Consider the following 20,458-nt stretch of genomic DNA (forward strand, 5'->3'; position numbering starts at 1 on the left):
CTCCGAGGAAAGTTTGACCATGTATTCCGAAGCTGAAGGCATCGCCATCGAGGCGGGTGAAATAGCCATGCGCCATTTCAGGAACCTCGCCGCGCTGCCCGTTGAGGCGAAAGGTCACCTTGACCTGGTCACAGAAGCGGACAAGGGCGTTGAGCTTTTTCTGATCGACGCCTTGCGGCAGCAGTTTCCGGATGATGGCGTCTTCGGCGAGGAAGGCAGCAACATCGCTGGCACGTCCGGCCGTACCTGGGTTGTGGATCCGATCGATGGCACCTTCAATTTTGTTCGTGGCGGAGACCAATGGGCGGTGTCCATCGGTCTTTACGAAGACGGCACTCCGAAGTTCGGAGTGATCCATGCGCCGGTTCGGGGCGAAACCTATGTCGGCAGCGTTGATCGCGGGGCCACGCTCAACGGTTCTCCGCTGCGTGCTCGTCAGGGCGTGGACTGGGGCAAGGCGGCAACGAATGTCGGCTTCCATCCGATCATACCGGTGGCGCAACGTCTCGAAGTGCTCGACTTCGTCATGCGTGAGGCGCGGATGATGTTCAAATGCTGCGGCTCGGCGACGATATCGCTGATGCAACTCGCCTGCGGAGAGGTCGATGGCTATATCGGGATGGGCGAATCTAGCTGGGACCTGATGGCGGCTCTGGCTATCTTGAAGCCCCTGGGAATCGACAGCACGATCGACTGGACCGCGGCTGGCCTGGACACACGTTTCAAATTCGCCGCCGGAACGCCCGAATTTCTCGAGGCGATAAGGCCGGCAGTACCGTTCGGCGCAAAATTGGCGCTCTGAAATGGCCACCACTTCATGATCTTTTTTTAATGGAGGGGTCTTCGGTTCATATCCCTTCAAGACCTACGACGCTGTGCATCAAATCGGACCACGTCACTCAAATCCATTCTCCAGTTTCTTGGTCAGGGTCTTATCTCAATGTCCATGAACCTGGCATCAGGCCAGGTGCTCTCGTGATCGTGGACGCGATTATGTCCGGACATACCATAACAGCAGGTTCGCCACGCCGTCATTTTGCAAAATGGCCCGGCGCGGTGGTCTTTTGCCGGCTGCGTCGCGTGGCTCTGACCTTCCTGACCAAAGCCGTTCTTGCGAGCTGTGCGGTATTGGGGTTCTGTCCTTCGTCTTCACGGTGTTCTTCTATGGTTTCTTCTTCGATGGCATCTACAGCCCCCTCGGCAAGCGCTTCGACAACCTGCATCCCCGCGTCACGATGAGCGAGGGCGTGCTGACCGACGATACCGCTTCGGTGCGCGTCTACATGGACCGCGGCCCCGAAACGCATGGGGGGCACATTGTCCGTGCCACGCTTGGGGACAAGAACAATGCCGATCAGCCGGTTTTCGACTATGGCGTCTACGCGCGTCTGAACAAGGAAGTCCTCAAGATCGCGGATAACAGCTTTGCGCCTTATTCGACCTGCAAGGCGCTTGCCTACAGCGTTCGCTGCCAGCTCGGCAGTCAGGCGTCACTGGATTTCGCTGTCTCGGCAGGAGCCGATATCAACGCGATATGGTGCTGACGCTGACCGATGTCGAAGGAAAGACCTTCACGGCGCCGCTTTCGGTCCGATAAGAACCAGCAATATGACCTAATTTGAAGTGGCGCGGCCTGAAAAGGTAGCGCCATTTTTGCAATGGGGATTGCGCTGCAAAATCAAAGCGGTTCGACCGAGACGCGGAAGCCCTGTCCGTCCGCCATGTTTTCGAAAGTCAAAGACGCGCCGAGCCGTTTTGCCGCCATGGCGGCAATTGTCAAGCCGAGACCCGTGCCGGATGCCTTGTTGTCGTGGCCGCGATAAAACCGGCGGGTCAAGAGCTCAAGGTCTTCTTCCCGCACACCCGGACCGTTATCTTCAATGGCCAGTCCGTTTCCTTCAGGCGTCATGCGCCAGTGCACCGCGCCGTTCGAACCGGCGTGCTGGACCGCATTTTCCTGCAGGTTTCTGAGGATAAGATGCAGTGTTTCGGCATTTGTCTTGGCGCTGAGCTGGTCCAGCGCCGGGTCGATAGTCGTATTGCCTCCTTTGGTCAGGCCCGCGATCACATCGCGCAGCACCTCGCCGATAATCACCGGTTCCCGGCTGAGCTTTTCCGAGCGGGCCTCAAGGCGGGCCAGTGTCAGCAATTGGCGGACCAGACGGTCGGTGCGGTCGACTGAAACAAGAATTTGCCGGAGAGCCTGATCGCGCATCGCGTCGTCTTTGGCCGCACGCGCCACCTGTGCCTGCATGCGCAAGCCCGCAAGCGGCGTTTTCAGTTCATGGGCCGCAAAGGCCGTCAGCTCGCGCTCATGTCTGCGTGCGGCATCCACCTTGCCGAAAAGGCCGTTGAGCGCATCGACCAGAGGCCGGACCTCGGACGGGGCGTCTTCGGCGTCAATCGCGCGCATATCCTCAGCGTCGCGGGCGGTGATGTCGCCGGCCATCCGGTTCAGCGGACGAAGACCGCGACCGAGGCTGAACCAGATGAGAAACCCGAACACCGGAAGCACCAGCGCCGCCGGGATCAGCAGCCCCGCAATAAGGTCGCGGACCAGCCGGTCTCGAAGGCCGACGCGGTCACCGACGACCACCCGCACGCCTTTTTCGGGGTCGATGATGGTATAAACGCGCCATGCCTCGCCATTCACCTCGCGATCGCCGAACCCATCTTCGTTGAGCGCGATGCTTTCATCCGGCGCGCCGCTGGAGCGGGCCATGAGGTCGCCGTCGAGCGACCAGATCTGGCATGACAACTGTTTGTCGTAGTCGACCGAGGCGAATGTTCCGTTTTTCCGCGCAGCGTCGATATCGCTGCTGGAAACCAGCGAGTGAACCATGCGTGCGGCTTCCTGGAGCCGGGTATCGAGCACATGCTGAACCTCGAAACGGCTCCAGCTCGAAATCCAGATCACAGCCGCCACCCAGATGACGCCGGAAGCGACGACAAGCAGAATGAAAAGACGGCGACGCAGGGAGTTCATCGGTCTGGCCTCATGCGGTAGCCAAGCCCGCGCACGGTTTCGATGCTGGTTTTGCCGATCTTGGCGCGCAGATTGTGGATGTGGACTTCGATGGCATTGCTTTCGACTTCTTCCTGCCAGCCATACAGGCGGTCTTCAAGCGCCTGCCGTGAACGGATAACGCCAGGGCGCTCCATCAGCGCCATCAGGATCGCGAATTCGCGGCGTGACAGGACGATCTCCCGTCCTTCGACGGTCGCCAGCATTTTCGAAGGGTCGAGCGCCACGCCATTGGCGTTCAGAACCGGCTCGACCTGCCCATGGCCCCGGCGCATGACCGCGCGCAGGCGCGCCGCGAGTTCGTCCAGATCGAAGGGCTTGCCGATATAGTCATCGGCACCGACATCGAGACCGCGAATCCGGTCCGCTGTTTCGTCGAGCGCGGTCAGCATCAGCACGGGCGTCCGGTTTCCGGCCTGTCTTACCTCTGCCAGCAGGTCGAGCCCGGAGCCGTCCGGCAGCATCAGGTCGAGGATGATCGCATCGAAAGTGCCGGTTTCAATGGCCGCAACGCCGTCGGCGCAGGTCGCTACGGCGTCGACTGTGTCGCCGTTGAGCCTGAGGCCGACAGCAAGGCCATCAGCCAGAACCGGATCATCCTCAATCACGAGTATGCGCATGGACTTTCTTTCCGTTTGAACGTGGCCGTTGTTTTCCCGCCAGCTTAAGGCTGACTTAAGCTGGCGGGACGATCTGACGCGCTGCTTTGATAATCAGGAATCGCAAATGGCTGCAATGATCCGGTTTCCGTTCTCCTGTTTCGTCGCCGTCCTGCTGCTTGTCGGCATGGCGTACACAGCCTTCGCGCAGATGCCGCCGCCCGCCGACGACGTATTCCGGCTTCAGGCCGCCCGCGACGGCAGCGGCGCGGTAACGCTCGACTGGATGATAGCGCCGGGCACCTATCTCTATCGCGACAGCCTCAAGGTGAGCGAGGGCGCGAAGCTGGTTCCACTCGCCTTGCCCGAGGGCGTCCAAAAGGACGATCCGAATTTCGGCCGTGTGGACGTCTACCACAACCATGTCCGGGCCGCTCTCCCGCAAGGACTTGACGCCGACAGGCTAACGGTGCGCTATCAGGGCTGCGCCGAACAGGGCATCTGCTATCCGCCGGTCGAAAAGACGCTCGACCTGGCGAGCCTTTCGATATCGGGAAGCGGCAACCGGCTGAGTGCCGACGCCAGCCGATCCGGCCCTTGGCAAACGGCTTCACCCGCTCGCCCCGCCGTTTCGGACACGAATGCTGCGGACACCGGGCCGGACGAGACCGGGCGGGCAGCATCCTATTTCAACGGCAATGTGTTTTTGATGGCGGCGGGTTTTCTCGGCTTCGGCCTGTTGTTGTCGCTGACCCCGTGCGTTTTCCCGATGATCCCTATCCTGTCGGCCACTCTGGCCGGCGCGGGTACAAAGCTTTCCGCCGGACGCGGGTTCATCCTGTCGTTTTCTTATGTGCTGGCTATGGCCGCCGCCTACGGTCTGGTCGGACTGGTCGCCGGTCTGTCGGGCGCCAATCTGCAGGCGGCACTCCAGACACCCTGGGCACTCGGCCTTTCGGCGGCCGTGTTCATCGTGCTGGCGCTTGGCATGTTCGGCCTCTTCGAGCTTCAGCTGCCGTCAGCGCTCACATCCCGTCTTGCCGGTCGCGGGCGTGGCGGCTCCATGGCGGGGGCCGCGGTTTTGGGCTTCGGCTCCGCGCTCATCGTTGGGCCCTGCGTTACCCCGCCGCTGGCGGCGGCCATGCTTTATGCCATCAACACGGGCGAGGCCGCCAAGGGCGCCGTCGCGCTCTTTGCGCTCGGTCTCGGCATGGGGCTGCCGCTGGTCGCTTTCGGCACTTTCGGCGCGCGTATCCTCCCGAAATCCGGCCCCTGGCTTGTGGCGATCCGACAGGTCTTTGGCGTCGTGTTTCTCGGCGTGGCCGTAATGCTCGTCGCGCGGCTTCTGCCGCCGCCCGCCGCGCTTGCCCTTTGGGGCGCGACGGCCATCGGTCTTGCCGTCTTCGTCGGCGCCTTCGACCGAATTTCCGCCGGAAGCGGCTGGGGGCAACGCGCAGCCAAGGCCGGCGGCCTTGTGATGTTCATTGCCGGCGCCGTCATGCTTGTCGGCGCGGCCGCAGGCGAGGGCGACCCGCTCAAGCCGTTGGCGTTTCTGGCAGGCGCTCCGCAACCCAGCCATCAGGTCGCTGAAACGCGGGTCACCGCGTCAACCGCGTTTGACGAAGCGCTTGCCCGCTCCGGCCAAACGCCGGTGCTGGTCTCGTTCACTGCGGACTGGTGCACGATCTGCAAGTCCAACGAGAAGATCATGGCCGAACCGGCGATTGCCGCGCGGCTTCAGGACGTTTCCATGATCACGGTCGACGTCACCCGCCAGAATGGCGATGCGCGGGCGCTGATGGACCGGTTTTCCGTCGTTGGTCCGCCGACGCTTTTTCTGGTGGATCGCGACGGCCGGGAGATCGGCAATTCGCGGATCACCGGCGCCATAACCCCTGAAACCATTTCACAAAACCTGTCCCGGGCCGGCGCCTGAGGACCAATCAAGGAGACAGACATGAAGCGCAGGACCTTCCTGGCCACTGCCGCGCTGGCGGCGTTCACCCTTGCCAGCGGCATGCCCGCACTGGCCCAGAATATCGACGTCAACGCCATTCTGCACGATCCCGACGCGCCCGAGGCGGGCAATCCCGACGGCGACGTTACCATCGTCGCCTTCCTCGATTACAACTGCCCCTTCTGCAAGAAATCGGCCCCGGACCTCGACCGCATCGTCGAGGAGGATGGCAATATCAGGCTCGTCTACAAGGACTGGCCGGTGCTTTCCGAAGCCTCCGTCTATGGCGCCCAACTGGCGCTCGCCGCCGGTTATCAGGGCAAGTATGAAGAGGTTCATCATGCCCTGATGAGCGTGCCGGGTCACAAGGTCACCGAGGCGCAGATGCTCGAAGCCGTGCGCGACACCAGCGTGGACATGCAGCGATTGCAGGACGATGTGACCGGCCACCACGCCGAGATCGCCGCACTTCTGGGGCGCACGATGGAGCAGGGCGATGCGCTCGGCCTGATTTCGACGCCGACCTATCTGATCGGCCCGATGATGACGACGACGCTCGACTATGACGGCTTCAAGGAAACGGTGGCGGAGGCCAGACGGCGTCACACCGCGGGAGAACGCGTCGAATGAGGTATCTATCAGTCAGGTTGCTTCCGATCGTCGTTGTCGCAGGGCTCTCGGCCTGTGCGTCGACCGGCGCTCCCCCGCAGCCGCCAGCGCCGAAGCCGGTGCTTGAGGACGCGCGCTACGCCGCCGTCACCGACGAGCCGTTCAATGTGCCGGCTGTCAATCTGAAACAGTTCGATCCCGAATTCCGGCGTCAGCTTGTCGACGATCCGACCGGCGAACAACCAGGCACGCTCGTCGTCGATCCCGAAAACCGGTTCCTCTATCTCGTCATGGCGGACAGCAAGGCCATGCGTTATGGCGTGGGTGTAGGACGTGCGGGCATGGCATGGTCCGGCACGGCGAATGTCGCCTACAAGCGCGAATGGCCGAAATGGACGCCGACGCAGGACATGATCAAGCGCGATCCCGACACCTATAAGAAGTGGGCGGGTGGCATGGAAGGCGGACCAACGAACCCGCTCGGCGCCCGCGCGCTCTATCTGTTCGAGGACGGCAAGGACACGCTTTATCGCATCCACGGAACCAACGAGCCGTGGTCGATCGGCCAGGCAATGTCGTCGGGTTGTATCCGCATGATGAACCAGGACGTTATGGACCTCTATCGCCGCGTCCCGGACGGCGCAAAGGTTGTTGTTCTACCCGCCGCCGGGCAGGAGAAGCCGGTTGCCGGCAAAGAAAGCAGCCAGAGCAATGATGATCGGGTGAAGCATGTAAATCCTGCCTGAACGGACAGCAACCGCGTATTCGTGCGACGTCGGCCGTGAAACCATGCTTGGGGAGCCGCACAACTCGCAGGACAGACGGAGATATTTACGAAGTTGGACGGCAATAATGGCTGGCCGCCATGAATGCACGGCTCGACGGTCACGACCTGAAGCAGCTCAACAGAATGTGCAATGTAGCTGGAAAGGCTGCTTTCCGCTTTCCTATGCGATTGGCGTCTCGTACCTGTTTCGCAGTCGGAAAAGCTCGGCCGTGAAGCCGCGGACGAGGGTGGACTTCTGGATGTCGGCGGGAAAGAGAAGGTAGACGCGGAACATCACCTCGGGCGCGAAGGGGCGGAGCGCGACGGTTCTGCTTTCCGCTTCGCCGATGACCAGCGGGTTCACCAGTCCCACGGCGTCGCCCTCCTGCGCCAGTGCGCAGATGGTGGCGGCGTTCGGGGTCTCGATCACATATTTTGGCTCGTGCCCGGCTTTCTTCATGGTCTCGTCAAAGCGCTGCCGCGCCCGGTCCTCGGGGCTGAGGCCGATCAGCGGCCATTCCGCGATCAGATCGGGGGTGATCGACTTGTGAAGGGTCAGCGGATGGGGCATCGTCAACTTAACGAAGCTTGGACCTGAATGTGGGATGCTCGGCCATGACTGACCGAGATCCTCTTTACCGCCGCCATCGTTTTCCACCCGAAATCATCGCCCATGCGGTGTGGCTCTATTTCCGCTTTCCCCTGAGCCTGCGGATGGTAGAGGATTTGTTGGCGGCGCGTGGCATCATTGTCTCGCATCGGACTGTCAGACTGTGGGCGGAGAAGTTTGGCCGGACCTTCGCCAACGAGATCCGTCGCCGGTCATCCGGGCGGCTTGGTGATAAGTGGCACCTAGGTGAGGCCGTTATCTCGATCCGGGGCAATAATCATTGGCTATGGCGCGCCGTGGATCAGGACGGTTTCGTCCTGGAGGTCCTGGTGCAAAGCCGCCGCGACACCAAGGCGGCCAAGCGCCTGATGCGCAAGCTTTTGAAAGGCCAGGGACGATCGCCGCGCGTGATGATCACCGACAAGCTTCGCTCCTATGCAGCCGCAAAGCAGAAAATCATGCACGGCGTCGAGCACCGCTCGCATAAGGGCCTGAAAAATCGGGCGGAGAATTCCCACCAGCCAGTCCGACGGCGAGAGCGGATCATGAAGCGCTTCAAGTCAAAACGACATCTGCAACGCTTCGTTTCCATTCACGATCCGATCGCCAACCTCTTCCACATCCCTCGCCACGACATTTCCACCAGCCACCATCGCGAACTGCGCGCCTCAGCCATGAGCATATGGGCGGAAATCGCTCGGATTTAGTCGACAAGTCGAGCAACCGGGCAAACCAGAGCCTATCGGGTGTTAAGTTTACGGTGCCCGTCGAGCACATAGCCGTCCTGGTCGGCCCGCCAGAGCCAGTGTTTGCGGCCGCCGATTGTCACCGCGACCTCGTCCAGATGCCATACATCCGTTGGGTTCGGCGCTTTGCGGCGCAAGCGGCGAGCATCGACTGGCCCGAACTTCTTTGCCCAGCAGCGGATCGACTCATAGGAAACGTCGATACCGCGCTCCAACAGCATCTCCTCTATCAGACGCAGGCTCATTGGAAACCGGAAATACAGCCAGACCGCATGGGCGATCACAGATGATGGGAAACGATGGCGCTTGTAGCTGACAGAACTGTGGCTCATGACCGCTAGATATCCGCAAATCTTTCAGCTGCGGTTAACCTGACACCGCCAGTCATGGTCTGCTGGCTTTGTAGCCAGAAACATGTTGACGCCCATTTCTGATAGCGGGCCGTCATCTGCATCACCCCTCCTTGAACTGCAGATTTTGCGATTGGCGGCGACCACAGAAGGTTTCCGGGTGCCGTCGCAGGTCGGCCGCGCAGAATGAGTGGCAGAATATTACATTCGCATCATGGCGCAGTAACAATAAAATAATATTATGATGTGAATGAAAAATGAAAACGGCGAACGGCCAAAGGAGGATGTCATGCTGATCGCGATCGTACAAATACCGGGGCTCCAGCGGAGCGAGGAAGAAGCCGTCAAGTCGGCACAGACCTCCGTGCCGATCTATGCCGGACTGCCGGGCCTCAAGTGCAAGTATTTTCTCAACGGCGAAGCCGGTGGCGGAGGCGTCTATCTGTGGAAATCGCGCGCCGCCGCCGATGCCTGGTACACGGACGACTGGGCGCGCAAGATCGAAGAGCGCTTCGGCGCACCGCCGAAGCTGACCTATTACGAAAACTACGTGGTCGTCGACAATGACGCGGGCACACTCAGCGTGAACGACGCCATTACACCGCTGCCTCGTCGGGAATAAGGCGCCTCAGCCCGGGATTGCGGATGCGCCGATTTCATCGAGACGGTGGCGGATTTCGCGCATCAGCAGGCTCAGGGAGTGCGAATGCGGGCTGCCGGCGGGGAAAAGCAATTTGGGTTCCCAGTCGATCCGGGGGATGAGCGGACGGAGCGCGATATGCTCCAGGCCGACGCTGCGTGCGGCGAGCGAATCGAGGATCGCAACCCCCGCTCCCGAGGCGACGAATTGACAGATCGACGCGCCCAGAGTGCAGTCGCCGACAATATTATATGGAACGTTTTCAAGGGAAAAGGCCTGGGCGATTTGCTGATGCAGGCGCGTGTTCTCGGGCGGGCCGTAAATTGTCTCGCCGGCAAGGTCCTGGGGCCGAAGCACCTCGTTCCGAGTCAGCGGGTGGCCGCGCGGCAAAAGACACACGATCGGCATCCGGGGCAAATCCTCGTGGTCGATCCCGGCGACATTGGGCGGAAGGGCTGTAATGCCGAGGTGGCAGCGCCGGGTTGCCACCAGATCCAGAATTTCCGAGGAGCGCGACACCGTCAGCCGGATGCGCAGATCGGGATTCTTCGTGCGCACCGAAGCCAGGGCCTGGGGCAGGCAAAGCACACCGAAGGCTCCGGTGACGGCGACATGCAATAGACCCTCGCGTTTCTGGCGGATCGCCTGGGCGGCATGTTCGAGCTGCTGCAGGCCGACGAAGCTGCGCTCGACCTCGCCGAAAAAGTTGATCGCATCCGCAGTGGCGCTGATCCCCGCGCCGGTGCGCGTGAAGAACTCCAACTCCAGCGTCGCTTCCAGATCGCGGATCAACCGGCTGACGGCCGGTTGTGTGATGGCCATCATCTGCGCCGCGGTGGTCATGTTCCCGGTCTGAAAGACCAGGCGGAAGGCTTCGATCTGGCGGGGGTTAAGCTTCATACAAGGAACATAACATTTGCTTATTGACTGGTCCAGAAATGAATTTGACACTTTGGGCCCCCTTTGCCAACTTTCCCGTGCTCGCGGAGGAAAGACCCGACGGGTTGCGAATGCGCTCACGCGCCTGGGGAGGAAAACGAAGATGGGGTCGGCTGGGACCGAAGTGGTCGTCATCGGCAGTGGATTTGGCGGTTCCGTCACGGCCGCGCGTCTGGCGGAGGGCGGCGCGCGGGTGACGCTGCTCGAACGCGGTCCATGGTGGGACACGGTCCCCACGCGCTCAATCGGGATCGCCGACACCACGCCGTTTCCGCGCGGCCTGCGGCTCTTCACCCATTCCCTGCGTTCCTTCTATCACCCGCTACTGCCCTGGGGCCGCACCCGGGTGAACCGCAAGGGGATGTTCGAGGTTTATTTCTCGCGTGGGATGGAGATCGTGTGTTCCTCGGGCGTGGGCGGCGGCAGTCATGTTTATTCCGCCCTGCACCGCCGACCCGCGCCGCCCGACTTCTGGGACGGCCATTGCGATGATCTCAACGAGACCACCATGGCCCCGCATTATGCCGCATTTCTCGCCCGGGTCGGGTCGGGTCGCGCGGGGCCCGACAACATTCCGCCGCATACCTCGGCGCATGTCTACGCCAACCATCCGGATTTCGAACCGGTTGTGCCGAAGGATGAGACCCGCGTGGGGTTCCTGTTCCCGCGCGACCCGGCCAGGCCGCAGCTGGTGCAGACGGAGCATGGGATAAGTCGCTGGGAGACCGACTACTCTTCCGGAGATCACGGTTTCCTGGGCGCGCCATCCGGGTCGAAATCGAGCATGGATTTCATCTATCTCGCGCCAGCGATGAAGCACGGCCTGGAGGTGCGCTCGCTCAGCGAGGCTCGCGCGATCACCGCCCTTAAAGGGCGCGACACACGTCGCTTCCGGGTCGACTACCTCGACCACAAGACCAACCGGCCTGCATCAATCGAGGCCGATCATGTTTTTGTCGGGGCCGGCACAATGAACACGCTGCGCCTGCTGCTGGAAAGCCGTGATCGTCATGGCGGGCTCTGGGGCATGCCGCACCTTGGCCATCGCTTCAGCGGCAACGGCGATATCCGCGGGTTCTGGGATCTCAACGATCCCGCGGTCGACAACACCGAAGGCATGCCGAGCAAGGGCGCGATCCGCTTACGCGACCCGGCGCTGCCCCAGGCCGGGGTCGGGCGAAACAACATGCCCAGCGTGAGCGCCTATCCACTGCCGCGCGCCCTGCGCGAGCGGCTGAAACGCGGTATGGTCGTGAGCAGCATGGGCACAGATGCGATGGACGGCGTGGTGTGCTTCGAGGGGCGGCGCTTCCGGGTCCGGTTCGACCCCGCGGGAAGCCCGGTCTATGCGCAGAATTTCGAGGCGATGCAGCATATTGCGCGCCTCTCGGGGCGCAAGATCTATGCCAGCAGCAACCCTTCGACGGTGCATCCTATGGGCGGGGCGTGTGTTGGCCGGGCTGCGGAAGGCGGCGTTGTTGGCGCCGACGGAATGGTCCATGGCGTGCCCGGCCTGCACGTGGTTGATGCGGCGGTCTTTCCGCTGCCGACGGCGGCGCCGCCGTCGCTGAGTATCGGCGCCTGGGGGGAGAATGTCGCCGCACGCTTCCTGGCGAAAGGATGACGGTGCTGGCCGCTCCGGCGGTGCGTGCGGATTCGGAACGGGAACCAAACATGTCGAGGCGACCCGGCTCGGAAGAGCACGCGCCACTGAGGAAATACTGAAGAAAGTAAACTGGAGGAAACCCACATGATGAAATTTGGACGCAGAACCGTGCTAGCGGGTGCCGCAACACTGGCACTCGCCATCTCGTTCGGCATGGCGCAGGCCCAGGAAACGATGAACATCGGCGTCATCGGTCCGCTCACCGGCGGCGGCGCAGCCTGGGGGCTGGGCATGGCCGGCGGCGTGGAAATCGCCGCGGTGGAAGTCAACGCGCGCGGCGGGCTGAAGGTGGGCGACACCACCTATGAACTCAACATCGTCTCCTATGACGACCAATACAAGGCCGCCGAGGCCGTCACCGCGATCAACCGGCTGATGGGGCCGGACGATGTGCGCTTCGTCTTCGGCCCGATCGGCTCGGCCTCGCTGTTGGCGATCAAACCGCTGACCGAGCGCAATGGCGTTCTGCTGTTCACCGGCGCCTGGGCGGCGGATGTTCTGAAGGACAGCGATTATATCTTCCGCAGCGGCCCGACGACGCAGGAATTCGCGCCTTCGACCGTGGCCTGGCTCAAGGAATACCGGCCAGATGCCACCCGCGTCGCGCTGATCGCCGCCAATGACGAGACCGGCTGGAACAGCCAGCGGATCCAAGCCGACGCCTACGAAAAAGGCGGGTTCGAGGTGGTCTCGGCTGAGTATTTCGAGCGCAGCCAGACCGATTTTCGCGCCATGCTGACCAAGATGCTGGCGCAGAACCCGGACACAATCGAGCTCGACACCGCGCCGCCGCGGACCGCCGGCCTGATCATCCGTCAGGCGCGGGAACTGGGTTATACCGGCGGTTTCACCAAATTCGGCGGCTATGACGTCGAGGAGATCGTGAAAGCGGCCGGGGCCGAGAATGCCGAGGGCGTCGTGGGCACGATAATGGCCGCGCCCGGTACCGAGACATGGAACCGGCTCGGCGGCGAATTCTCCCAGCTCCACAAGGCGGAGATGAACGACTACGTGGTCATGTTCTACGATGCGGCGAACATGCTGTTCTCCGCCATCGAGAGCGCCGGCAGCATCGACAGCGATGCAGTTGTTGCAGCGCTCGAGGCGAGTGTGCCCTTCGAAGGCTCGGTCGGGACGCTGAACTGGGGCGGCGGCGAGGCCTATGGCGTCGATCATCAGATCTATCGTTCGGTGGTCATGGTCGAGATCCAGGACGGCGCCGGCGTCGTCATCGGCGAAGCCACGCTCGACTGAACGACAGAGACGGTACAGGCACATGTTCCAGCAATTTCTCGTTGTCGCCGGAATGTCGTCCGCCAGCTACATGCTGACGGCCCTCGGGTTCACACTCATCTTTGGCATCATGCGCGTGGTCAACTTTGCCCATGGCGAGTTCCTGCTGGTCGGTGCCTACACCGTCTTCGTCGCGCAACACGATCTCGGGCTGAGCTACGGCCTGGCCCTTCCTCTGGCGGCAGTCGTCGCCGGAGGACTTGGCGTTCTTTCGGAACGCTTCCTGTTCCAGCGTTTCCTCGGTGATGAGACCGGAGGTATGATCGTCGCTCTGGCGCTCGCGATCACCATCAAGGGCGCGGTGACGATTATCTGGGGCGTCGACAGCCAGCCGATCGACCGACCCTTCTCGGGGTCCTTCGATCTCGGCGGCACCTTTATCCCGAAGGATCAGCTCTTCTCCGCCGGGGTTGCGCTGGTGTTGGTGTTTGCGACCTGGTGGCTGCTCAAGCACAGCCGGCTGGGGCTGGCGATGCGCATGGTGGCGCAATCGTCGGAGGTCGCCCGGCTGCAGGGGGTCACCCCGTGGAAGACCTTTCCCGTCGCTTTCGCCATCGGCGCGGCGCTGGCGGGGCTTGCGGGCGCGCTTGCCGCACCGATCTACGGCGCAGAGCCCAACATGGGCGATGCGGCGTTGATGAAGGCCTTCATCGTCGTCGTGCTCGGCGGGCTTGGCTCGATCCCGGGGGCGATCATCGCCTCCGTGCTGCTCGCCACCACCGAGGCTGGCCTGTCGATCCTGTTCAATCCGACCATCGCCGCGCTGGTGTCGTTCCTCGCGGTGATCGGGGTTCTGCTGGTGCGCCCGGCTGGCATTATGGGGCGCTTGTGATGCGGCACGCAGCTTTTATCCTGGCCCTTCTGGTCGTCGCCGTGGCGATCTGGCCCTTCTTAGCCGGAGACCGTTTCACCTGGCACATCGCCATTAGCATCGGCATCGAGGCGCTTTTGGCGCTGAGCCTGCACCTGATGCTGCGGATCGGCCAGCTCTCGCTCGCCCAGGCTGGTTTCATGGGCATGGGCGCCTATGCCTCGGCGCTGCTGACCAAGGATCTGGGCGTGCCCTTCCTCGCGGCGATCGCTGCCGCAGTGCTGATTCCTGCGCTCTTCGCCTGGGTGATCGGGGCAGTGATCCTCAAGGTGCGCGGCGTCCATTTCGCCCTGCTCACTTTCGTCATGGGCGAAGCCATCGTGCTGGTCTTCGTTGAATTCGTTGTCCCCTTTGGCGGCAATAACGGGGTGATGAGCATTCCTGCCGCAGCGATCTTGGGCTTTGAGCTGCAGAGCCGCGAGAGCTTCTATCTGCTTGTGCTTTCGGTGATCGGCCTTGCGCTCCTGGTGATGCGCGCAATGCTCCACGGTCAGCCCGGACAGGTGCTGCGCGGGCTCGACCGCAACGAGCCGCTGGTACAGTCGCTAGGCGTCGATGCGCTGGCTTGGCGGCGTTTCGTCTTCGCCGTCAGCGCTGGCATCGCCGGGGCGTCGGGGAGCCTTTACGCCCACTATCTCAACTACATTTCGCCCGAAGCCTTCAACATCTCGACCACCGTCGACGCGCTGGTGATGAATGTGGTGGGCGGGGTCGGCATGGTGGCGGGACCGATCATCGGGGCCATCGTCCTGGTGCCGCTGCCGGAACTGTTTCGCTCGCTGATTGCCTGGCAGGAATTTCTCTACGGGATTTCGCTGCTCTTGTTGATGTTGTTCATGCCGAAAGGACTGACCGGCCTGTTGAGGAGGCGAAAATGACCGTCGCACAACTGGAAATCCGCAACGTGTCTCGCAATTTCGGCGGGATTCGGGCTGTGGAAGACGTATCCTTCTCGGTCGCGCCAGGCAAGATCACGGGCCTGGTCGGGCCGAACGGCGCGGGCAAGACCACGCTGTTCAACCTGATCACCGGCGGCCTGCCGACCTCGTCGGGCAGTATCCATTTCGACGGCAAGTCGATCTCTGGCTGGGCCCCGGGAAAGGTCGCCGAGGCGGGGCTCGTGCGTAGTTTCCAGGCGGCGATGACGCTGCCCGAACTCACTGTGCGCGAGCATCTGGAACAGGCGGTGCTGCTGCACCGGGCCGGTACGCCGATGCTGATGTTCTTCGGCGGTCACCTGCGCCATGCCAGGCGCGAGGCCGCAGGCATCGCCGAGGAAATGCTGGACTTCACAGGTCTGTCCGCCAATGCAGACGATGTCGCCGCCGATCTGCCCTACGGGTTGCAGAAAATCCTCGGCGTCGCCATGGCTATCGCGACCGGTCCAAAATTGCTGCTCGCCGACGAACCGGCCGCCGGGCTCAACGGCGCCGAAACCGCACGGATGGAGGCGCTGTTCCGTGCCGTTCATGACGAGCGCGGGATCTCGCTGGTGGTGATCGAACACGATCTGCCGATGGTGATGCGCCTGTGCGACCGGATCGTCGCGCTGGCGCAGGGGCGGCTCATCGCTGACGGCACGCCTTCCGAGGTGCGCCATTCGCGCGCCTTCGTTGAGGCCTATCTGGGGAGTGCCGACGATGCGGCTTGAACTGGACGACATTTCGGTGTGCTACGGCGCGATCAAAGCGGTGCGCGAAGTCTCGCTGACGGTTGAAAGCGGCGGGGTCGCGGCGATCCTCGGCGCGAACGGCGCTGGCAAATCGACCATCATGCGGGCGATCACCGGACTGGTTCCGCTCACCGGCGGACGGATCGTTCTCGACGGGCGCGACATCAGCACGCTGCCCTCCGAGCAGCGGGTGCGCGCGGGCGTCGCGCTGTCGCCCGAGGGCCGGCGGCTGTTTCCCGATATGACGGTCCACGACAATCTGATGGCGGGGGCCTATCTCAGGCGTGACAAACCGGCCGTGCGCCGGGACCTCGACAGGGTTCACGGGCTGTTTCCCCGGCTCACCGAGCGTTCGCAAAGCCTCGGGCGCAACCTCTCGGGCGGCGAACAGCAGATGGTGGCGATTGGCCGCGCGCTGATGGCCGCGCCGCGGCTTCTGTTGCTCGATGAGCCCTCGCTCGGGCTGGCGCCGGCGGTCATCCACATCATGGCGGGCGCGATCCGCAAGATCGCCGAGACCGGCGTGACGGTGCTACTCGTCGAGCAGAATTCCCATCTCGCGCTGTCGCTGTCACAGATCGGGTATGTGCTCGAGACCGGACGGCTTGTGCGCTCGGCGCCGGCGGCTGAGCTGTTGCAGGACGAAGAATTGCAAAGGGCCTATCTCGGCGACGATCCGCTGTCGGTCAAATGAAGGAGACATATCTATGAAACTCTATCAAATGCCCGCTTCACCCTATGTGCGCAAGGTTCTGGTCGCTGCAATCGAACTGGGTCTGGAGGGCGGGATCGAGCGGATAGCGGCCAAGCCTCACCCGATCCACCGCAACATGGCGTTGGTGGCGCTGAATCCGCTCGGCCAGATTCCCACGCTGTGTCTGGACGACGACGAGACGCTCTCGGACAGCCGGGTGATCTGCGAATATCTCGCTGCCCAGGCGCCGGGCCAGACGCTTTTTCCCGAGGGTCCGCGTCGCTGGCAGGCGCTCACCGAGCAATCCATTTGCGACGGGCTGCTCGCTGCCTGCCTGTCGATCCGCTACGAACGCAGCACGAGGCCCGACAAGCTGCAATCAGCCGATTGGATCAATGGGCAGATGCTGCGGATCGAGGCCGTGTTCGACCTGCTCGAAACGCGCTGGCAGACGCCGCCCGAAGGGTTCGACATCGGCCACGTCTCGCTGGTCTGCGCCCTGGGCTACCTCGCCTTCCGTTTTCCCGAGATCGAGATCGCGCCGCGTTGGCCGGCGCTTGCGCGCTGGGGCGCTTCGGTGGCCACTCGTCCCTCGGTGCTGGCCACAGTTCCTGCGGAGTAACGCGCATGACCGGCAGGACATCCCTGTGCAGCCCTGCCTGGCTGCGGGCACATCTGGGCGCGCCCAACCTGCGGATCTTCGACTGCAGCGTCAGGATGTATCCGCAACCGGTTGGCAAGTCGCTCTTGGTAAGCGGACGCGACGACTGGGCGCGAGCGCATATCCCCGGCGCGCGGTTCCTGTCGATGCCGGACGATCTTTCCGCGCCCCGGCCAACCGTGCCCTACGGCCTGCCGGAGGCGGACCGGGTGCAAACGGTGCTGCGCCGGGAGGGGTTGCGCAACGACGACGTGGTGGTGCTCTACGGCAATGGCTATCCCGGGCCGGTGGTACGGACCTGGTGGGTGCTGATCGCCTCGGGCGCCGGCGATGTGCGGATCCTCGACGGCGGCTTCGAGGGCTGGTGTGCCGCCGGGCTACCGATCACCGACGCGGATGCATCATGGCCGGAGGGCGACTTTGCCGCCCGGCCCGTCGCGGCGCTGCGGGCAGACGCCGCTGCGGTCAACGCCGCGATCGGCGATCCGGGCACCGCGCTTGTCAACGCACTGTCACCCGAGCAGTTCACCGGCGATGGCGGAGCGCATTACGGCCGCCCGGGGCGCATACCCGGCAGCGTGAGCGTGCCGTTCCGCGCCCTCATGTATCCGAATGGAGCCTGGTTTCGCAGCCCCGACGAGATCGCCGACATCTTTGACCACGCCGGCGTGCTGGCCTGCCCGCGGATCATCAGCTATTGCGGTGGTGGTATCGCGGCCAGCGGCACCACCTTTGCGCTGCACCTGATCGGGCGACGGGACGCGGCGCTCTACGACGGGTCGCTGACCGACTGGTCCGCTGATCCCGGCCGACCGATGGTGGTCGGCAGAACTGGCGGTCCCGACTGAGGGGCGTGGCCTTGGAGGGCGGCGGCTTGCGGCAGCCGTGCCGAAGGACAGAATCGAACCGGCGCGCCAACGGGGCCGGTGCAGCCCGCAAAAGCGTGAAGGAGGAGACCATGCATCACGACCATTCGCATTGGGATTTCAATCGGGCGTTGGGCGCAGGGGCGCACCTGACCGCGGAAAAGACGCTCGCGGCGCTGTCGCTGGTGTCCGAGGGGCGGATCCATGACATCAGCCGTGAGATCTTCGTCGGCGCGCCCTGTATTCCGCCGAATCAGACCCCGTTCCTGATGTCGATCTTCGCGAGCTGGCGCGAGACCATCGCCCGCCGCCGCAAGGCCGGGTTCACCAACGAGATGGGCACCAATCTCGAGCGGGTGGGCATGACCATGCATGTCGGCACCCATGTCGATGCGCTCGGGCATGTGACCATCGGCGGGCGAATGTTCGGTGGCCGCACAGCCGAGGACGAGGTGACCAGCGCCGGACTTGAGACATTGGGAGCAGAGCATATACCGCCGATGATTACCCGAGGGCTCCTGTTCGACGTCGGCGGCGCTAAGGGCCTGCCGGCTGGGACGGTGGTTGGGGACGAGGATCTGGAACGCGCTGCGGCGCAGGGCGGGTTTACTATCGAAAAGGGCGACGTCGCATTGATCCGCACCGGCTGGGGACGCTATTATGAGACCGACAATGCGCGCTATCTGGAGGGAGAGCCGGGCATCGACGTGGACGGTGCGCAATGGCTGATCGACCGGGGAGTCGTAGCGATCGGCGCTGACAACATGGCCGTCGAGGTGCTGCCCAACCCGAATCCGTCCGTGGTGATGCCCGTGCATCAGCTTGCACTGGCAGAACAAGGTGTCTACCTGATCGAGAATCTCTATCTGGAGGACGCGGTGCGCGCCGGGCTATGGACCTCGTGTTTTATGATGCTTTCCGCCCGTTATCGGGGCGCGACTGGCGCGCCGGTGCGTCCGGTTCTGCTGCGTTGAGCGGGCCCGAACCGAGGGCGACCTCTTCAGTCGGCGTCATAAACGGCGATCTCACGTAACTCGAATTTGGCCGTCTTTCGCCGATGTTGGAATATTACGCTTCAATTGGCGCAAAATCGTATCGTCGCTGATCGGCATCCCGAGCCGATGCATCAGGTTTTCGCTGGGCGACCGCCCATTTTGTGGCCGATCAAGACCACGATCTCTGCCATCCGCACCGTCCGGCGCGCGCCGAATTGGATGAACAGGTTCGGTCACGCGGGCAAGACGGCTGTGCTATCGCAGTGAGGCTACACCATCCGCCCAGGAGCTCTGATCGGAAGACACTTCGTGTTCTTTATACATTTGAGCGCGAAATGTGATTGGACGGACGACACGCCAGGCAAATGGAGCAAGACCTTTTTCAGAAGCGCCTCGTATTCCTCGATGCTCCGAACGACCACGCGCAGTATGTAGTCGGCGTCGCCGCTCATCGAATAGCATTCCGTGATCTCATCACGAGCCCGGGCCGCGACCTCGAGGGCCTCGAGGGTCTCTTCGTCATGCTGCCGCAGCTTGATGTTGGCGAAAACGACGACCGGAAGCCCGAGCGCGACCGCATCCAGGATGATCGCCCGTTCCCGGATAACACCGTCGGCCTCGAGTTTCTTCACCCGCCGCCAGCAGGGCGTGTGCGAGAGCCCGACCTTCGTGGCGAGATCAGACGCGGAAACCTGCGGATTATCCTGCAATTCCATTAGGCTCCAGACTCAATTGATCCACCATGTGACGATAGCTGCGATGTAGCAGGTTGCTGCGAAGTTTATCATGAGCTTGTCGTATCGCGTCGCGACGCGTCTCCAGTCCTTGAGACGGCAGAATGTCCGCTCGATGATATTCCGTCTTCGGTAGGCAACCGGGTCGAACGGTCTGATCCTCTTTCGGGTTGGATTATTGGGAATGACTGGTTGTGTGCCGCGTATTATCAGGAAGTCGCGCAAAGCGTCGCTGTCGTAAGCTGTGTCTGCAGCGCATAGACGTGTTGGCGGTAAGGGTTCAAGGAGCGGAATGGCCACGGGTGCATCACCGCGTTGCCCAGGCGTTATTTTGAACGCGACTGGACGGCCGCAACCATCGACAACAGCATGAATTTTTGTCGATCTGCCGCCTCTCGAGCGACCGATTGCTTCGGCATCCGCCCCCCTTTTCCGCCAGCGGCAGAGCGGCGTGCTTTTGCGGTCGTGCTGTCGATCATATGGATGTCCTGATCGGTCGTTTGCACCAGAGCTTCAAACAGTCGTCGCCATATCCCTTTAGCTGACCAGCGATGGAAGCGGTTATAGACCGTTGTCGAAGGCCCATAACAGGATGGACAATCCTGCCACCGGCAACCGGACCGCAAGACGTGGATGATCCCGCTGGTGACCCGACGGTCGTCAGTACGATGAGCGCCGGGTTGGTTGGTCGGAAGCAGCGGCGAAATCACCGCCCACTGATCGTCATCAAGCCAAAATTCGCCTGCCATGGTCAAACACTCCTGC

Annotated in this window: 22 protein-coding genes and 2 pseudogenes; 16 read left to right on the forward strand and 8 right to left on the reverse strand. The window is 62.7% G+C overall.

Translation table 11 applies throughout. The features are described from left to right. The first annotated feature begins 19 nt into the window (after nucleotides 1-19). Nucleotides 20-802, forward strand: a complete 783-nt coding sequence (locus V6767_RS17345) for an inositol monophosphatase family protein (protein ID WP_448474599.1) — start codon at nucleotides 20-22, stop codon at nucleotides 800-802. A 262-nt stretch (nucleotides 803-1,064) separates the two neighbouring features. After that, on the forward strand, nucleotides 1,065-1,544 hold the full coding sequence (locus tag V6767_RS17350; RefSeq protein WP_448474600.1) for a hypothetical protein: 480 nt from the start codon (nucleotides 1,065-1,067) through the stop codon (nucleotides 1,542-1,544). Nucleotides 1,545-1,678: 134 nt separating this feature from the next. Here the strand turns inward: V6767_RS17350 and V6767_RS17355 are convergent, their stop codons facing one another. Beyond that, the gene (locus V6767_RS17355) at nucleotides 1,679-2,986 is read right to left on the reverse strand and encodes an ATP-binding protein (RefSeq protein ID WP_448474601.1); all 1,308 of its coding nucleotides are present in this window, start codon (nucleotides 2,984-2,986) and stop codon (nucleotides 1,679-1,681) included. Beyond that, nucleotides 2,983-3,645, reverse strand: coding sequence for a response regulator (locus V6767_RS17360; RefSeq protein WP_347443788.1), 663 nt, complete (start codon nucleotides 3,643-3,645; stop codon nucleotides 2,983-2,985). The genes V6767_RS17355 and V6767_RS17360 overlap by 4 nt, the downstream gene beginning before the upstream one ends. A gap of 106 nt (nucleotides 3,646-3,751) precedes the next feature. Here V6767_RS17360 and dsbD point away from each other — a divergent pair, with 106 nt between their 5' ends. Genes dsbD through V6767_RS17375 form a run of 3 tightly spaced genes read left to right on the forward strand, consistent with a single transcriptional unit; the run spans nucleotide 3,752 to nucleotide 6,936 of the window. Then, on the forward strand, nucleotides 3,752-5,560 hold the full coding sequence (dsbD, locus tag V6767_RS17365) for a protein-disulfide reductase DsbD (RefSeq protein ID WP_347443789.1): 1,809 nt from the start codon (nucleotides 3,752-3,754) through the stop codon (nucleotides 5,558-5,560). Nucleotides 5,561-5,581: 21 nt separating this feature from the next. After that, nucleotides 5,582-6,211, forward strand: a complete 630-nt coding sequence (locus V6767_RS17370; protein WP_347443790.1) for a DsbA family protein — start codon at nucleotides 5,582-5,584, stop codon at nucleotides 6,209-6,211. After that, complete coding sequence (locus V6767_RS17375; protein WP_183491156.1) at nucleotides 6,208-6,936, forward strand: L,D-transpeptidase; 729 nt, start codon at nucleotides 6,208-6,210, stop codon at nucleotides 6,934-6,936. The genes V6767_RS17370 and V6767_RS17375 overlap by 4 nt, the downstream gene beginning before the upstream one ends. Nucleotides 6,937-7,137: 201 nt before the next feature. Here the strand turns inward: V6767_RS17375 and V6767_RS17380 are convergent, their stop codons facing one another. After that, nucleotides 7,138-7,527, reverse strand: coding sequence for a LysR substrate-binding domain-containing protein (locus tag V6767_RS17380; RefSeq protein ID WP_347443791.1), 390 nt, complete (start codon nucleotides 7,525-7,527; stop codon nucleotides 7,138-7,140). A 44-nt stretch (nucleotides 7,528-7,571) separates the two neighbouring features. On the opposite strand from V6767_RS17380, the gene V6767_RS17385 reads away from it, so the two are divergent. Then, nucleotides 7,572-8,273 (forward strand): IS6 family transposase, encoded by a 702-nt coding sequence (locus V6767_RS17385; protein ID WP_448474602.1) that lies wholly within the window; start codon nucleotides 7,572-7,574, stop codon nucleotides 8,271-8,273. 59 nt (nucleotides 8,274-8,332) lie between these two features. On the opposite strand, the pseudogene V6767_RS17390 reads toward V6767_RS17385, so the two are convergent. Further along, nucleotides 8,333-8,644, reverse strand: a pseudogene (locus V6767_RS17390) (IS6 family transposase); the annotation flags it as partial. A 307-nt stretch (nucleotides 8,645-8,951) separates the two neighbouring features. Here V6767_RS17390 and V6767_RS17395 point away from each other — a divergent pair. Next, complete coding sequence (locus V6767_RS17395) at nucleotides 8,952-9,284, forward strand: hypothetical protein (RefSeq protein WP_448474603.1); 333 nt, start codon at nucleotides 8,952-8,954, stop codon at nucleotides 9,282-9,284. A 6-nt stretch (nucleotides 9,285-9,290) separates the two neighbouring features. Here V6767_RS17395 and V6767_RS17400 read toward each other — a convergent pair whose 3' ends face one another. Continuing rightward, nucleotides 9,291-10,376 (reverse strand): LysR family transcriptional regulator, encoded by a 1,086-nt coding sequence (locus V6767_RS17400; protein ID WP_448474604.1) that lies wholly within the window; start codon nucleotides 10,374-10,376, stop codon nucleotides 9,291-9,293. Between V6767_RS17400 and V6767_RS17405 the strand changes: the two genes are divergently transcribed. The 9 genes from V6767_RS17405 to V6767_RS17445 all read left to right on the forward strand — a co-directional run bounded on the left by V6767_RS17405 (nucleotide 10,345) and on the right by V6767_RS17445 (nucleotide 18,938). Beyond that, complete coding sequence (locus tag V6767_RS17405) at nucleotides 10,345-11,865, forward strand: GMC oxidoreductase (RefSeq protein WP_448474605.1); 1,521 nt, start codon at nucleotides 10,345-10,347, stop codon at nucleotides 11,863-11,865. The two genes, V6767_RS17400 and V6767_RS17405, sit on opposite strands and share 32 nt — an antisense overlap. A gap of 126 nt (nucleotides 11,866-11,991) precedes the next feature. Then, the gene (locus V6767_RS17410; RefSeq protein ID WP_448474606.1) at nucleotides 11,992-13,161 is read left to right on the forward strand and encodes an ABC transporter substrate-binding protein; all 1,170 of its coding nucleotides are present in this window, start codon (nucleotides 11,992-11,994) and stop codon (nucleotides 13,159-13,161) included. A gap of 22 nt (nucleotides 13,162-13,183) precedes the next feature. Further along, complete coding sequence (locus V6767_RS17415; protein WP_448474607.1) at nucleotides 13,184-14,032, forward strand: branched-chain amino acid ABC transporter permease; 849 nt, start codon at nucleotides 13,184-13,186, stop codon at nucleotides 14,030-14,032. Continuing rightward, a complete protein-coding gene (locus V6767_RS17420; protein WP_448474608.1) occupies nucleotides 14,032-14,949 on the forward strand; it encodes a branched-chain amino acid ABC transporter permease in 918 nt (305 codons plus the stop codon). The genes V6767_RS17415 and V6767_RS17420 overlap by 1 nt, the downstream gene beginning before the upstream one ends. Then, a complete protein-coding gene (locus V6767_RS17425; RefSeq protein WP_448474609.1) occupies nucleotides 14,946-15,722 on the forward strand; it encodes an ABC transporter ATP-binding protein in 777 nt (258 codons plus the stop codon). The genes V6767_RS17420 and V6767_RS17425 overlap by 4 nt, the downstream gene beginning before the upstream one ends. Further along, nucleotides 15,712-16,437, forward strand: a complete 726-nt coding sequence (locus V6767_RS17430) for an ABC transporter ATP-binding protein (protein ID WP_448474610.1) — start codon at nucleotides 15,712-15,714, stop codon at nucleotides 16,435-16,437. Before V6767_RS17425 ends, V6767_RS17430 begins: the two co-directional genes overlap by 11 nt. A gap of 13 nt (nucleotides 16,438-16,450) precedes the next feature. Continuing rightward, entirely contained in the window at nucleotides 16,451-17,059 is a 609-nt protein-coding gene (locus V6767_RS17435; RefSeq protein ID WP_448474611.1) for a glutathione S-transferase family protein, read from the forward strand. 5 nt (nucleotides 17,060-17,064) lie between these two features. Then, entirely contained in the window at nucleotides 17,065-17,946 is an 882-nt protein-coding gene (locus V6767_RS17440) for a sulfurtransferase (RefSeq protein ID WP_448474612.1), read from the forward strand. Nucleotides 17,947-18,056: 110 nt separating this feature from the next. Continuing rightward, nucleotides 18,057-18,938, forward strand: a complete 882-nt coding sequence (locus V6767_RS17445) for a cyclase family protein (RefSeq protein WP_448474613.1) — start codon at nucleotides 18,057-18,059, stop codon at nucleotides 18,936-18,938. Nucleotides 18,939-18,995: 57 nt separating this feature from the next. Here the strand turns inward: V6767_RS17445 and V6767_RS17450 are convergent. The 3 genes and pseudogenes from V6767_RS17450 to V6767_RS17460 form a co-directional block, all read right to left on the reverse strand. Beyond that, nucleotides 18,996-19,168, reverse strand: a pseudogene (locus tag V6767_RS17450) (ISL3 family transposase); the annotation flags it as partial. 60 nt (nucleotides 19,169-19,228) lie between these two features. Next, nucleotides 19,229-19,675 (reverse strand): Lrp/AsnC family transcriptional regulator, encoded by a 447-nt coding sequence (locus V6767_RS17455; protein WP_448474614.1) that lies wholly within the window; start codon nucleotides 19,673-19,675, stop codon nucleotides 19,229-19,231. A gap of 12 nt (nucleotides 19,676-19,687) precedes the next feature. Beyond that, a protein-coding gene (locus V6767_RS17460; protein WP_448474615.1) for an IS5 family transposase occupies nucleotides 19,688-20,442 on the reverse strand; the annotation gives its coding sequence in 2 pieces (ribosomal slippage) (nucleotides 19,688-20,089 and nucleotides 20,092-20,442; 753 coding nt in all). Nucleotides 20,443-20,458: the final 16 nt, after the last annotated feature.

It is taken from the genome of Martelella sp. FLE1502, assembly GCF_053484255.1.